Below are 13,879 nucleotides of genomic sequence, written 5' to 3'. Positions count from 1 at the left end.
GTTCTGGCTGTCGAATGGAGATGGGCAGCCGGACGCATCGGCGTCTGTCTAATAGCTGTGGTGAATGAGCGGAAGCCTCGACCCGGATTCTTCCCAACAAAAAAGAAGCGGCCCGCAAGCGGACCGCCTCTCGATTTGCATCCTTCGTCAATGGCCGTCAGAACCGAGCGACCACGCTGGCGAACACGCGCCGTCCCAGATAATCATATTGCGAGCCGAAAGCCGGAGCCTGGCCGATCGACTGGATGCGGCCATTGAATACCGTCGACGCGCGCGGCGGTCGCTGGTTGAAGAGGTTCGAGACGCCGATGGTGAAGTCGAACCGCTCGTTGATTTCCCGAGTGATCGAGGCCGAATGGTAGAAAGTGGGGGAAAGCCGGACGTCAGGGCAGAATTCTCCGCCGGGCCGGAAGATCGACGTGCGACACTCACTGCCCTCATCCTCGATCAGATTGCGGATGTTCGATGTGCCGCCGACCACGTCCATGCTGTAGAAGAACTTCCACGGGGCGGTTTCCCACAGCAAGGTGAAGTCGCCGGTCCATTTCGGTTCTCCATCCTCGCCGTTCAGATTGTCCTCGGTATTGGCGAAGAGGTAGAGTTTGTCCTTCAGCTGCCAGGTCATCTGCGCGATGAATGTGAGCGTGCCGTGACGGCCGAGATCCTGAACGAACTCCCCGGTGACGTCGATGCCGCGATTTCGCTGACGGTTGATGTTGATATAGGTGTCGCTGATATCGGTGATGTTGAACTCTTCTGACGAACCGGCGGGAGCGCGGACGATGTTCTGACACAATGGTTCGTCCGGGAAGAAATCGGAATCATAGCATCCGACCACGATAGCACTGGCGCCCAGGCGCGTGATTTCGTCCTTCACCTCGATATCGAAATAATCGACTGCCAGCCTTGCCCGCATGCCGCCCCACAACCAGGACTGGGGTGTCAGGACCACGCTGAAAGTCTTGGCTTCGGACCTCTCCGGCTCGAGATTGCCGATGCCGCCGCCTTCCACGACCGTGACCCCGCCGGTAGCACCCGTAAAGTCGCCCGGGATTCCCACCGCAGCGCAATTGTTGGCGACCTGCTGGGAAATGGTGCCGAGCTGAAGCGCACGGTCATATTCGATGCAGATGTCGACATCCTGCTGCGCCTGGAAGCCCGTCTGACGTTCGAGGAACAATTCGAACAGCGCGGGAGCGCGGAAGGAGGTGCCCCAGCTGCCACGGAATTTCAGCCAGTCGTTCACCTCCCAGTCAAAGCCGAGTTTCCAGGTGGCGCTGCTGAAATTGTCTTCGACGCCATCGCGCCGCGTGGCGTCCACCGCCGTATAGCGGGCGGCGCCCGAAAGCGTGAAGCGCTGGATCAATGGCGTGTTGTGGATCAGCGGGATCTGGACCTCGCCGAACAATTCCTTCGACAAGGTCTTGCCGGCCGTGATGCCGGCCGAGCTCAGATTATAGACGTTGCCCGCCTGGCTGAATTCGCCTGGCGCATCGTTGATGCTGTCGCGGCGAAGCGTGCCGCCCAATGCCACGTCCAGGCTGCCGGCGGGAAGGTTTACCACGGTGCCGGTGATCGATGCCTCACCCGCCCATTGCTCGTAGATCGTCTTGCCGACTTCGCGTCCGAACAGGAAGGCCCGCTCCTCCGAGGTGAAATCTCCGCGAAGAACCCGGGGATCTGTGAAGTCGATGTCGATGCAGGGGCGGCCTGCGACCGGGGTGACCAGGCCGACGCAGGATCGCGTGCGGAAATCCTGGGTAAAGATCGAATCCGCCAGCGTGACGTCCTGGAAATACTTCCCGCTGGACCGGCTATATTGGCCGTAGGCGTTCCATTCCCAATTCGAATTGCTGCTGCCGCCGAAACTGCCGCGCGCCCCCAGGACGCCGCGATAATAATCAATGTTGGTCCCGCTTTCGGTGGGCACCAGGATGAGCGGCCGCAGGAGGAAATTGCCCTCGAACTCGTTGTTGAAAGGATCGCCTGCGTCACCTGGGTCGCAATTGAAGTCCGTCGGTGCGCAGAAGAAGGCGGGGAGGAAGGAATTGCCGGTGAACTGAAAGGACGAGACCTGCGAATAGGAATCCGTCCGGGTCTTGCGCTTGTTGTAGAGGAACTCCGCGAAGAGTTCGATGCCGTCCGTCACTTCATAGGAGCCTTCGCCGTAAAGCGTGTAGCGCTCGACGTCCGAGAAAACGTCCGAAAAGCGTTCCGGAGACAGATATTGATTGACGGCTCCGGTGGAGGGGCCATCGAAATTCAGGCCGTAGAAATTCGCAGGCGCAACGATGCCCGGAATGGAATTGAAGGCAACGCCGACCTGGCTGAGATCGCTTCCCGGCTCCGAATATTGGCCGATGAACAGCTGTTCGCCATTGGGGGCGAAGAGGCCTGGCAGGCCGAAGGCTTCGGAGAAATCATTGTTGGTGAGGATGGTGTTGCCGATGACGCCGTTGCAGGCGGGTCGACCGGTACGGAAATCAGTGATGTCCGCGCGTCCGCCGCCGCGAAACGTAAGAAATTCTTCCTGGCAACCGAGGAATTTGCGGTCGTTGCGCCTCAGATCCTGCATCCGGAAATAGTCACCCGAAACGAGGAAGTGACCGCGGCCGAAATCCTTGCCGTAGGTGAGGCTCATCGAATATTGTTCACCGCCCGATTCCAGCGGGATGGAAGTGAAGCCGCGCCACTCGACACCGTCGGTGTCCCGCTTCGTCAAGATATTGACGACGCCGGCGACGGCGTCCGACCCGTAGATGGACGAAGCGCCGGTCTTCAGGATCTCGACGGACCGTACGATCGACAATGGCAGCACGTTGAGGTCGAAGGAGGCGACCCCTCCGCGAACGCCGGCGGGCCCCGCCCGGCGGCCGTTCAGGAGGACCAGGGTGCGTTCGGCGCCCAGACCGCGCAGCGAGATGGTCTGCGCATCGGCGCCACCGTTGGTGACATAATTGTTCGAGATCGCCGAGGTGATCTGCACGGAACCCGATGCGATTGGCGACGATTGAAGGATCTCGACTGTCTGCGTCTGCCCCTGAAGTCGCCCGAGTTCCGGATTGATGATCGTGATCGGGTCGGGGCTGTTATATTCGCTGCGGCGAATGCGCGATCCGGTCACGACGATCGTCTCGTTGTCGCTGGCGGCCGCTTCCTGCTGAACGAGAGTGGTAACGTCGCCGGCCTGATCGTCCGAACCTGGCTCGACGGCTTCGGCCTGCGGTTGCGCGCTCTCCTGCGCGACCACAGGTGCTGCGGCCAGGGCAACGACAAGGGCGATCACAGATCCGCCCGTCGGAAACCGCTTTGCAAGGGTCTGAAACGACATGGATTTTCCCCGAAATATGTGAATGACAACAATTTAACCAAATAGCGCCGATTGAGAAACGCTATTGGCATGCAACCGCTTAGAAGCTTCTAAGCTGTTACATTAATGCCACATTCATAAAGCTTAACTCGATCCAGCAATCGGTGCAGAATCAAGCGCTGCCGTAGGGGAAATTGCCGCCCGGCGGGAAATCCGGGCGGATCGTTTCAGTAACGATAATGGTCGGGCTTGAACGGTCCTTCGACTGGTACGCCGATATAGTCCGCTTGTTTTGTCGTGAGCTTGGTCAGCTTGACGCCCAGTTTGTCGAGATGCAGCGCGGCCACTTTCTCGTCGAGATGTTTGGGCAGGACATAGACGTCCTTCCCATATTTCTCGCTGCCTGTCCAAAGCTCGATCTGGGCGAGCACCTGGTTGGTGAAACTCGACGACATGACGAAGCTCGGGTGGCCGGTGGCGTTGCCGAGGTTCACCAGGCGGCCCTTGGACAGGACGATGATCTTCTTGCCATCCGGGAACTCGACCTCGTCGACCTGCGGCTTGATTTCGGTCCACTTCATGTTCTGAAGGCCGCCGATCTGGATCTCGCTGTCGAAATGGCCGATATTGCAGACGATCGCCATATTCTTCATCGCCCGCATATGATCGACGGTGATGACGTCGGCATTGCCCGTGGCGGTCACGAAGATGTCCGCCCGGGTGGCGGCTTCTTCCATGGTGACGACTTCATAGCCTTCCATGGCCGCCTGCAGCGCGCAGATCGGGTCGACCTCCGTGACAAGCACGCGTGCGCCGCCGTTGCGCAGACTCGCCGCCGATCCCTTGCCGACGTCTCCGAAACCGGCGACGGTGGCGACCTTGCCGGCCAGCATCACGTCGGTGGCGCGGCGGATCGCATCGACGAGGCTCTCCTTGCAGCCATAGAGATTGTCGAACTTCGATTTGGTGACGCTGTCATTGACATTGATCGCCGGGAACGGAAGCTTGCCCTGCTTGGAAAGCTCGTAGAGTCGATGCACGCCGGTCGTGGTCTCTTCCGAAACGCCCTTGATCGCATCCACGGTCCTGGTGAGGAAGCCGGGGGATTGCTCGATGCGCTTCAGCACGACGCGCTGGAACACTTCTTCTTCCTCGTTCCCCGGCGCGGGGAAGGTTTCGCCAGCCTCGATACGCGCGCCCCAAAGAGCGAACATGGTCGCGTCGCCGCCATCGTCCAGGATCATATTGGCCGTTTCCTGGCCGGAACCGCTCCAGTCGAAGATCCGGTCGACATAGTCCCAATATTCTTCCAGCGTTTCCCCCTTCACGGCGAAGACGGGTACCCCGGTCGCGGCGATCGCCGCCGCGGCATGATCCTGGGTCGAGAAGATATTGCAGGACGCCCATCGAACCTGGGAGCCGAGGGCCGTGAGAGTCTCGATGAGCACGGCGGTCTGGATCGTCATGTGCAACGACCCCGTGATGCGCGCGCCCTGGAGAGGCTTGGAGCCGCCGAATTCGTCGCGGAGCGCCATCAGGCCCGGCATTTCGGTTTCGGCGATCTCGATTTCCTTCCGGCCGAACGCGGCAAGTGCGATATCGTGAACGACATAATCCGTGAACGGGGCTTGTGCCTGGGTGGCCAAGATCACTCTCCTCGAAATAAGAAAAACCGCCATTTCACTGAAGGGCGGTCACCGCTTTCCTCTAGCGCCAAGCGCTCGGGGATGCAAATATAAACATATCTTTATATGTGCCTGGTCAGAAGGAGTGCGGGCGATCGGCTCTCGCGGGCGCGTATCAACACGTGGCCGCGTATTGCGGCTGCCACGGCTTATGCGGTTCCGAATCCCGCCGTTAACAAGCGAGCGTCGACCCCGGCACTCCTGAAGGCGGCCGACCAGCGGGACTGGACGTCGCAATCATATAGCAGCGCATCGCTGCCGGGCGTGGCGAACCATCCGTTGCCGCGCATTTCCTCTTCGAGCTGTCCGGCGCCCCAGCCCGCATATCCCAGGGCTGCGATCCAGCGGCTTGGTCCCCTGCCCTCCGCGATCGCCCGCAGGATGTCGAGTGTGGCGGTCAGGGCCCAACGGCTGCCGACCTGGATGCTGTCCTCGCCCCCCCAATCGAGCGAGTGAAGAAGGAAGCCCCGCTGGGGCTCCACGGGTCCACCAAGGTGGATGGGGACGTTCGGCGCTACACCTGGCTGGATCTCCATCTGCGCAAGCAGCTCATGAAATCCTATCCTGGGAACGATGCGTCCTAGGCCGATCCCGAGCGCCCCGGCATCGTCGTGAACGCACATGGCAATCACCGCCTTTTCGAAGCGCGGGTCGCCGATGCCGGGCATGGCCAGGAGCAATTGTCCGCTCAGGAATCTCGGATCGTCCATTCCATCCATCCTGTCGCTATAGGCGCTCGTCATGCCCGAACCAACGGCGAAGGGCGCCTGGTCCCCCTATCGCGCATCAACTTGCCTTGCTAACGCGGCATGGCATCCGGATCAGCGCAAAGGATAGAGACATGACCATCAAAGTCGGCGACCCCATTCCCCAGACAAATTTCGTCAAGGCGACTCCGGATGGGCCGCAGCCCATCGATTCGGAAAGCTTCTTCAAAGGGCGGAAAGTCGCTCTCTTTTCGGTCCCCGGCGCCTTCACCCCGACCTGTTCGGCCCGTCACCTGCCAGGTTTCGTGGACAAGGCCGACCAAATCAAAGCCAAGGGCGTGGATGAGATCGCCTGCACGGCCGTGAACGACGCCTTCGTCCTCAACGCATGGTCTGAAAGCGCCGGTGCCCAGGGCAAGGTGACGATGCTGGCCGACGGCAATGGTGACTTCGCCAAGGCTGTCGGGCTTAGAATGGACGCCTCGAAATATGGCATGGGTCAGCGCGGCCAGCGATTCTCGATGTTGGTCGATGACGGCATTGTCAAGGAGCTGAACGTCGAAGAACCCGGCGCCTTCGACGTGAGCAGCGCAGATCATATGATCGCCCAACTCTGATCCTCCGCATTCGGCGTCATTGCGCATCCTCTCGTCGAAAGACGGCAACGGACCTGACTTTCCTGCGTTGTCTGTTTTCCGGCGAGATGGGAGAAGCGGGATGGCTGGGGACCGGCAGAATATCGGATTTATGTCCGCTGCGGTGCGGCTCGCGGACGAGGTGCAGAAGCGGCCCTTCGCGGCGGCGGCCATTGTCGGCGGAGCGGCTGCCGCGACCGCCGGTGCCTTTATCGGTGCACGGGCGCTTGCCCGTCGCAACGGCGCCACCGATGGCCATCCCGTCAATTCCGTCCTCGGGACCGCGATCACGGCCTGCGAGGCGGCGGCAGCAGCGAGGGACGATGGCCGCGGCGACTGACGCCAGCCTGAGGCCCACTTTCCGGCTCCATTTGCCCGTATCTGGACCCGCCAGTCACCTGGCCTCGTTCCCGGTTATATTGAACCGGGAACGAGCCTTCTTTCTCTTTGTTTTCCGTGTTTTCCGAGGTGTCAGATGATTCCATCTGACCTGAAACCATTCTATTTCGCCGGGGTCTCCAGCCGCTTTACCACGTCATTGGCGAAACGGTCGGCCTGGCTGGCGAAGACCAGGAGATTGACCGCGAGATTACCGCGGATGAAGCCGTAGTCGGCGGTAAGATAACGCTGAAGAGCGAGTCGCCCCGATGTCGTCACATAGGCTTTCGCGAAGGAATAACGCCTGTTGAATTGCTCGGCCGCCTCGGCTGCGGCTTGGGGCGTAACGCCTGGTGGACGTTCCCAGCTCGATTGGATACCCAGCGCCTTGCAGGCCGTGCCGGTTGCGTTACAGGACAGCAATGTGACGACCGCGCGCCGGTCGTTGGAAAAGGTCACCAGAAGTTCCGGCCGGGCCGCGTTGGTGCTCGTTCGCTGATGTCGCGCGCCGATCGAGGTCAGGACCGCCTCCAGGGACCCGTAATTGAAGGCGGCGATGATCTGCCGATTATCAGGGGCCGCCGGATTGAATTGAGCAGCAGCGGCGGCCGCTACGAAGGACAGCAGGATCGGCATGGGCATGGCTCCGTTCGAATTTCACCGGCGGGCCCTGCCCCGCTCCCAATTCCATATCACCAACCGCAGCGACGGCCTTTGTTTTGCGACCGAAGCCACGTCATGAGCGGTCGAAAATAGTCGATCATCGCCTCGCCCGAAAGTTTGCGGGTGCCGGTAAAGGCTTCCAACGCATCCGGCCATGGCTTGGAAGCACCCATTTCCAGCATGGCGTTCAACCGTCGGCCAACCTCCTTGTTGCCATAGAAGGAGCACCGATGGAGCGGCCCCTTCCAGCCGGCCTGGTCGCAGGCCGCCTTATAGAATTGGAACTGCAGGATGCGGGCGAGGAAGTAGCGCGCATAGGGAGTATTGCCGGGGATGTGATATTTTGCGCCGGGATCGAATTGGGTCTCGTCGCGCTCGACCGGCGGCACGATCCCCTGATATTGAAGCCGCAGGTCGTTCCAGCCCTTATTGAAACCGGAGGCGGGAATAGCGCCGCTGAAGACCCCCCATCGCCATTTGTCCACCAGCAGGCCGAACGGAAGGAATGCCACCTTGTCCATCGCCTGCCGCAGCAGCAGCCCGATATCCTTATCTGCGGACGGGACTTGCGACGGTTGCAGCAGTCCGATCTGGGTCAGATATTCGGGGGTGATCGATAAGGCGACGAAATCGCCGATCGCTTCATGAAAGCCGTCATTGGCACCGTTCATGTAGAGGAAGGGCTGCCGGTTATAGGCGCGCTGATAATAATTGTGGCCGAGTTCGTGATGGATGACGACGAAATCATCGCCATTCACCTTCGTGCACATCTTGATCCGCAGATCGTCCTTATTGTCCAGGTTCCAGGCGGATGCGTGGCAGACGACCTCGCGGTCGCGCGGCGCGACGATTTGGGACCGCTGCCAGAAGGAGTCTGGGAGAGGCGCGAAGCCGAGCGAGGAATAGAAACCCTCCCCCGTTTTCACCATCCTGACCGCATCATAGTCCTTTGCGGCGAGCAGTGCGGTTACGTCATAGCCGATGTCGCCAGCCCCTGCCGGAGCGACGATATCGTAAATATTGCCCCATTCCTGCGCCCACATATTGCCGAGCAGGTCGGCGCGAATGGGGCCGGTGGCGGGTTGGATTGCATCCCCATATTTGTCGTTGAGCTTGGCCCGCGTATAGCAATGCAACTGGTCATATAGCGGCTTGACCTGATCCCACAGGGCGTCGGCGAGGGCCGCGAATTCATCTGCCGGCATGTCGTAACCGGAGCGCCAAAGGGCGCCGACATCCTCATAGCCGAGCTCGCGTGCGCCTTCATTGGCGATCTCGACCATGCGCGCATAATCGTCGCGCATCGGCGCGCCGACATTATTGTGCCAGCTCGTCCACATCTCCTTCAGCTGTTCAGGCTCCCGGACCGTGCCCATTTTTTCTTCGAGATCGTTGCCGGTCATCGGCTTGCCGTCCAGCGTTCCCCGCCCCTTGCCGTATGCCGAGTTCAGCTTGGTCGCGATCGCGTTCAGCTCGGCCGCGGCGCCGGGTCGGGTCGACGCCGGCAGGACCAGGCCTCCGCGCAGCATGTCGAGCTTTCGCTTCGTATCGAAGCTGAGGCCCTTAACATCTTTGAACCGCGCCGCGCCGTTGGCATATCGCACCGCCATTTCCGTTCCGATGGTGCCGAAATAAGCGGCGAGCGCGTCCGTGTCGTCGGTAATATAGGTGTTGTTTACCCATTGGGCTCTGCCGTTGATCACCGAATAATCTGCGAGCTCCTTTTCGGCGCGCGCGACAAAGGCATCCGCCTCGGCAGGGCTGGGCGCTGACGCCGAGGCCTCGGGAGGCGCCGCCAATGCCGTTGTTCCGGTAAAAAGGCCGATGAGGAGCGCGAGCGCTGAGACTGAGGCTTTCATGCAAGGATTCCCGATTTCTCGTTTGAATAGATGCTATTGAACACCCCGTCCCGGGTCGGTCAAGCGGAGAGGAAATCCGCGATGGCGTGGCCGAACTTCGGATTGGTCACCGCGCTCATATGGTTGCCCGGGACTTCGACGAGCCGCCCGTCGGGCAGCATGTCGGCCAGGGCCTGGGAAGAACCATTGTCATGGTCATCGACTCCCGTGAGTACGAGCGTCGGCATCGAAATCGACTTCAATTCCGCTTCGCTGGTGTCGACGAAGCTGTCCAGCAAAGGCAGCAGGGCTTTGGGATCCCCGCCACTCGTCTTCAGGAAAGCCTCTGCCATCCACTCGGGCGAACCCCGCTGGTGGGTCCCGAGGCCCTGCAGGATCGTCTTGAAATGTTCCGATCGGCCACCGGTTCGCAGCAATCCTTCAAGTCCCATCCCGCCGTTGACCAGGCGGCGGGGCTTTGCGCCCATGATCACCATCCGGACGCTGGTCCGCCCCCCGAGCGAATAGCCGCCGAGATCATAGTCGGTCAGGCCCAGTTGCGCGATCAGTGCGAGGCCGTCCCGAGCGAGGATGTCCGGAGGGTAGGCCGCGGGATCGTGCGGTGCGTCGCTTTGGCCATGTGCCCTGAGATCCGGCATGATCACGCGAAATCCCCGGTCGGCGACAAATTTGGCATGACCGAACTTGATCCAGTTGATCTCGGCACTGGAAAAGAGGCCATGGATGAGCAGCACTGGCCGCCCTTCGCCCAGCTCGTGCCAGGCAAGGGTCACTCCGTCGTCGGCCGTGAGGCGGTGGCTAATCGGGGAGCTTGCCAACGGCGTTCACCCAGCGATCGACCAGCGGCTTGTAATCTTCCGTTCGGTATTCCCGCAGGCCCTTCGTGTCGATCCAGGCGCGATGCATGCTCTCGGCGCCGAAATGATGGGCGGGCCTAAATCGGGAAGGATCGTCAAAGGAGCCGACCGTCAGGTCCAGGTTCTCGCTATCCGGATATTCGAACCCGAGCGGTGTACCGCATTCACGGCAAAAGGGGCGCCGCGCGATCGGCGAGGATGCGTAATAATCCGGCGCTTCTTCCCAGTGCACGTCGGCCTTTTTTAGATTCTTGAAGGCGATGGAGACCCCGCCTGTCGCGCGCTGGCACATCCGGCAATGACACAGATAGGCCTCGTCCGTCTCGACATTCGCCTCGTAGCGGATGCGTCCGCATGCACAGCCGCCTGTCATCATATCCGCCATCACGCCGCCTTTTTGAGGTGCTTGCGGCCGAGCAGTTCAGCGATCTGGACTGCGTTCAGGGCTGCGCCCTTTCGCAGATTGTCCGATACGCACCAAAGGCTGAGGCCGTTCTCAACGGTTGGATCCTCGCGCACCCGACTGATATAGGTCGCATATTCGCCGACACATTCCACCGGGGTGACGTAGCCGCCATCCTCGCGCTTATCGACCAGCATTACGCCCGGGGCTTCCCGCAAAATCCTCTGGGCGTCCGCCGCCGACAGCTCGTTCTCGAACTCGATGTTGATCGATTCCGAGTGGCCGACGAAGACGGGAACGCGAACGCAGGTTGCGGTGATCTTGATCTTGGGATCGAGGATCTTCTTGGTTTCCACCACCATCTTCCATTCTTCCTTGGTCGATCCGTCATCGAGGAAGACGTCGATATGGGGGATGACGTTGAAGGCGATCTGCTTGGTGAAATGATTGGGTTCGGCCGAATCGCCGACGAAGATATTGCGGCTCTGCTCGAACAGCTCGTCCATGCCCGATTTGCCCGCCCCCGAAACCGACTGGTAGGTTGAAACCACCACGCGCTTGATCCTGGCCGCGTCATGAAGCGGTTTCAGTGCGACCACCATCTGCGCCGTCGAACAATTGGGATTGGCGATGATGTTCTTGCGGGAATAGGATCCGATATCCTGGGCATTCACCTCAGGGACGATCAGCGGCACGTCGGGGTCCATGCGGTAGAATGAGCTGTTGTCGATCACCGTACACCCGGCGGCGGCCGATCTTGGCGCATGGATCTTGGAGACTTCGGATCCGGCCGCGAACAAGGCCATGTCCCAGCCGGCAAAATCAAAATGCTCGATATTGCGGATCTTCAGCACCTTTCCGCTGTCGCCGAAATCGATCTCGTCGCCCGTCGACCGCGGCGAGGCGACCGCTGCGATTTCCTCGATCGGAAACTGTCGTTCGGCGAGAATGTTGAGCATTTCTCGTCCGACATTGCCTGTCGCGCCGACCACGACCATTCGATAACCCATGACAATCTCCGCTCAACAACAAGGTTCCAGGCTCAAGATAAGGACGGGCCTGCCGCATGCAACGCCGGCCCGTGCCGTTCAGGCATTCAAGGCTTGGCTTTGACCGTCCTCTCGAGAAAATTTTCGATCGTTCGCCAGACATGGGTCTGCGGCCCTTCCCCCGCGATGGCGTGGGCAGCGCCGGGATAGACCATCATCTCGAACGGCTTCTTTTCCGTTTGCAGCTTGGCGATCAGCGCCGTCGTATTCTCGAAAACGACATTGTCGTCGGCCATGCCATGCATCACCAGCAGAGGATCCTCGATCTTGCCGGCATCGTCCAGTGCATTCGATCGTCGATAGGGCGCTGGATCGGTCGCGGGGTTGCCCAGATAGCGCTCGGTATAAGCGGTGTCATAATATTCCCACTTCGTGACAGGCGCGACAGCGGCGCCGGCTGCGAACACGCCCGGCGCGGCTTCCAGCAGCTTCAGGACCATATAGCCGCCATAGGACCAGCCCATGACGGCCAGTCTGGCGGGATCGACGAATTCCTGCCGTTTCAGCCATTCCACCCCGCTGAGCTGATCTTCCACCTCCACCCCGCCCATGGCGCGGTAGATCTGGCTTTCAAACTGAACGCCCCGGCGGTTGGTGCCGCGCCCATCGAGCGTCATCACGATCCAGCCGCGGTCAACCAGATATTGATGGCGGGCAAGGTCCTTGGACCAGCTTCGCGTCACTTTCTGTCCGTGGGGGCCTCCATAGACGTCGACGAATACGGGATATCGCCTGCCCGGTTCACGCGGCGGCGAGAAGAGCCGATAATATAGATCGCTGCCGTCCTTCGCCTTGATCGTGCCGAACACCGGCGCAACGTGGCTGTTCAGATACGGCGCATAGGGATGGGTGGGGTCGAGCTTGTTTTCCTCGATCCAGGTGAGCCGTTTTCCCGTCATGTCGGCGACAAATACCTGCTCCGGCTGCGCCGGACTTGAGCGGAAGATGATGGCCCGGGTTGCGTCCTTGTCGATGGTCGCATTGTTCCACCAGCCGCTTTCGGTGAGCCGGGCCGGGCTTCCCGGGCGATCGATCCCGACCCAATAGAGCTGTTGCTCAAGCGGCGTTTCCGCCGTTCCGGTGAAATAGACGCGCCGCGCTCTTTCATCGACGCCGACCACCTCTTCCACCGCCCAGTCGCCCCTGGTCAGCTGCGTCCACTCGCCCGCTTTCCATCGATAGAGGTGGGGAAAGCCGGATCGTTCCGACGACCAGAGAAAGCTTCCGTCTTTCAGCGGCTTGAGATTGTGGTTGAGATTGATCCACGCCCTGGAATTCTCACTGGCGAGGACGTTCGACCGGCCCGTCACTGGATCGACGTGCAGCAAATCGAGCTTTTTCTGGTCCCTGCTAAGGCGTTGAACGAGCAGAACCTTGCCATCCGCGCTCCAGTCCACACGGGCAAGGTAGAAGTCCGGATCTTTCCCCAGGTCGACCTTGACGCGGCCGCCGCCATCCGGCGTCATCACGTAGAGCTCTACGGTCGCATTGGGCGTTCCCGCAGCCGGGTAACGTTGTTCGAACGTCTTGGTCCCGTCCGCGCCGATGGCGGTGCGCGTCACCACCTTGACCTTGCTTTCGTCGACCCGGGCAACAGCCAGATGAAGATCATCGGGGGACCACCAATAGCCAGTGTCCCGGTTCAATTCCTCCTGGGCCACGAATTCGGCGGCGCCCCAGCTCAGAGCCCCTCCGCCATCCTTGGTCAGCTGACGCTCCGTGCCGTCCGCAATATCCAGGACGTAGAGATTCTGATCGCGCGTGAAGGACAGGAAGCGTCCGGTCGCCGAAACCTTGGCGTCTATTTCCGTTCCTGAAGTTTCCGTCATGCGCCGGACTGTTCCGGCGAGATCCGCCAGATAGAGATCGCCATCGATCGGCACCAGAATCGTCTTGCCGTCCGGCGCCCATTCATATGAGGTGATACCTTTGGTGCCGGCGATGCGCGCGCGCTCTCGGCGCATCTTTTCCTCTTCCGATACCTCGGCGCCGCTGCCGATCCTGGCACTGTCGACAAGCATCCGGGAGGCTCCGGTCGATGTATCGACCGCCCACAGATCGTAGCGATCCTTGTCGTCTGCGCGGTTGCGCAACAGGGTTGCAAGTCGTCCGTCAGGAGACAGTTTCGGCAGACGCGGCGTCGCTCCGTTCAGGGAGGGGCTTTCGAACAGACGCTCCAGATTCAGGTCGGCGCCTGCCGCGGGAGCGGCGGCAACCAAGGCTGCGGCGGTAATGATCAATGTTCGCATTCGGCTCGGCTGCTTGGAGTAATGAAAAAGGCGGGGACCGCTTATCAGCCGTCCCCGCCCCCTTGGAAAACAAAAAGACCTGAT

Annotated in this window: 11 protein-coding genes; 2 read left to right on the top strand and 9 right to left on the bottom strand. The window is 60.7% G+C overall.

What is annotated here, in order from left to right; all coding sequences use genetic code 11:
• Positions 1–157: 157 nt before the first annotated feature.
• The 3 genes from RQX22_RS01315 to RQX22_RS01305 all read right to left on the bottom strand — a co-directional run bounded on the left by RQX22_RS01315 (position 158) and on the right by RQX22_RS01305 (position 5,705).
• A complete protein-coding gene (locus tag RQX22_RS01315) occupies positions 158–3,331 on the bottom strand; it encodes a TonB-dependent receptor domain-containing protein (RefSeq protein ID WP_315722934.1) in 3,174 nt (1,057 codons plus the stop codon).
• 206 nt (positions 3,332–3,537) lie between these two features.
• The gene (gene ahcY / locus RQX22_RS01310) at positions 3,538–4,956 is read right to left on the bottom strand and encodes an adenosylhomocysteinase (RefSeq protein ID WP_315722932.1); all 1,419 of its coding nucleotides are present in this window, start codon (positions 4,954–4,956) and stop codon (positions 3,538–3,540) included.
• A gap of 188 nt (positions 4,957–5,144) precedes the next feature.
• Complete coding sequence (locus RQX22_RS01305; RefSeq protein ID WP_315722931.1) at positions 5,145–5,705, bottom strand: YqgE/AlgH family protein; 561 nt, start codon at positions 5,703–5,705, stop codon at positions 5,145–5,147.
• A 131-nt stretch (positions 5,706–5,836) separates the two neighbouring features.
• Between RQX22_RS01305 and RQX22_RS01300 the strand changes: the two genes are divergently transcribed.
• A complete protein-coding gene (locus tag RQX22_RS01300; protein WP_315722929.1) occupies positions 5,837–6,319 on the top strand; it encodes a peroxiredoxin in 483 nt (160 codons plus the stop codon).
• Positions 6,320–6,419: 100 nt separating this feature from the next.
• A complete protein-coding gene (locus tag RQX22_RS01295) occupies positions 6,420–6,677 on the top strand; it encodes a hypothetical protein (RefSeq protein ID WP_315722927.1) in 258 nt (85 codons plus the stop codon).
• 161 nt (positions 6,678–6,838) lie between these two features.
• Here RQX22_RS01295 and RQX22_RS01290 read toward each other — a convergent pair whose 3' ends face one another.
• The 6 genes from RQX22_RS01290 to RQX22_RS01265 form a co-directional block, all read right to left on the bottom strand.
• Positions 6,839–7,351 (bottom strand): YbjN domain-containing protein, encoded by a 513-nt coding sequence (locus tag RQX22_RS01290; RefSeq protein WP_315722925.1) that lies wholly within the window; start codon positions 7,349–7,351, stop codon positions 6,839–6,841.
• A gap of 56 nt (positions 7,352–7,407) precedes the next feature.
• On the bottom strand, positions 7,408–9,237 hold the full coding sequence (locus tag RQX22_RS01285; protein ID WP_315722923.1) for a M2 family metallopeptidase: 1,830 nt from the start codon (positions 9,235–9,237) through the stop codon (positions 7,408–7,410).
• Between the two features lie 59 nt (positions 9,238–9,296).
• Positions 9,297–10,055, bottom strand: a complete 759-nt coding sequence (locus tag RQX22_RS01280; RefSeq protein WP_315722921.1) for an alpha/beta fold hydrolase — start codon at positions 10,053–10,055, stop codon at positions 9,297–9,299.
• The gene (locus RQX22_RS01275) at positions 10,036–10,479 is read right to left on the bottom strand and encodes a GFA family protein (RefSeq protein WP_315722919.1); all 444 of its coding nucleotides are present in this window, start codon (positions 10,477–10,479) and stop codon (positions 10,036–10,038) included. The genes RQX22_RS01280 and RQX22_RS01275 overlap by 20 nt, the downstream gene beginning before the upstream one ends.
• Positions 10,479–11,507, bottom strand: coding sequence for an aspartate-semialdehyde dehydrogenase (locus RQX22_RS01270; protein ID WP_315722917.1), 1,029 nt, complete (start codon positions 11,505–11,507; stop codon positions 10,479–10,481). The genes RQX22_RS01275 and RQX22_RS01270 overlap by 1 nt, the downstream gene beginning before the upstream one ends.
• A gap of 86 nt (positions 11,508–11,593) precedes the next feature.
• Positions 11,594–13,795 carry a S9 family peptidase gene (locus RQX22_RS01265; protein ID WP_315722915.1) on the bottom strand — a complete coding sequence of 734 codons (2,202 nt, stop codon included), beginning with the start codon at positions 13,793–13,795 and terminating at the stop codon, positions 11,594–11,596.
• Between the last annotated feature and the right edge of the window lie 84 nt (positions 13,796–13,879).

This window comes from Sphingosinicella rhizophila (assembly GCF_032378825.1).
GTDB lineage: Bacteria > Pseudomonadota > Alphaproteobacteria > Sphingomonadales > Sphingomonadaceae > Allosphingosinicella > Allosphingosinicella rhizophila.
This window is presented reverse-complemented; position numbering and strand designations above follow the sequence as displayed.

Coding starts and splice junctions, on each gene's coding strand:
- RQX22_RS01305 (WP_315722931.1), bottom strand. CDS start 5,705: ATGGACGATCCGAGATTCCTGAGCGGACAATTGCTCCTGGCCATGCCC.
- RQX22_RS01315 (WP_315722934.1), bottom strand. CDS start 3,331: ATGTCGTTTCAGACCCTTGCAAAGCGGTTTCCGACGGGCGGATCTGTG.
- RQX22_RS01275 (WP_315722919.1), bottom strand. CDS start 10,479: ATGGCGGATATGATGACAGGCGGCTGTGCATGCGGACGCATCCGCTAC.
- RQX22_RS01290 (WP_315722925.1), bottom strand. CDS start 7,351: ATGCCGATCCTGCTGTCCTTCGTAGCGGCCGCCGCTGCTGCTCAATTC.
- RQX22_RS01265 (WP_315722915.1), bottom strand. CDS start 13,795: ATGCGAACATTGATCATTACCGCCGCAGCCTTGGTTGCCGCCGCTCCC.
- RQX22_RS01295 (WP_315722927.1), top strand. CDS start 6,420: ATGGCTGGGGACCGGCAGAATATCGGATTTATGTCCGCTGCGGTGCGG.
- RQX22_RS01270 (WP_315722917.1), bottom strand. CDS start 11,507: ATGGGTTATCGAATGGTCGTGGTCGGCGCGACAGGCAATGTCGGACGA.
- RQX22_RS01300 (WP_315722929.1), top strand. CDS start 5,837: ATGACCATCAAAGTCGGCGACCCCATTCCCCAGACAAATTTCGTCAAG.
- RQX22_RS01285 (WP_315722923.1), bottom strand. CDS start 9,237: ATGAAAGCCTCAGTCTCAGCGCTCGCGCTCCTCATCGGCCTTTTTACC.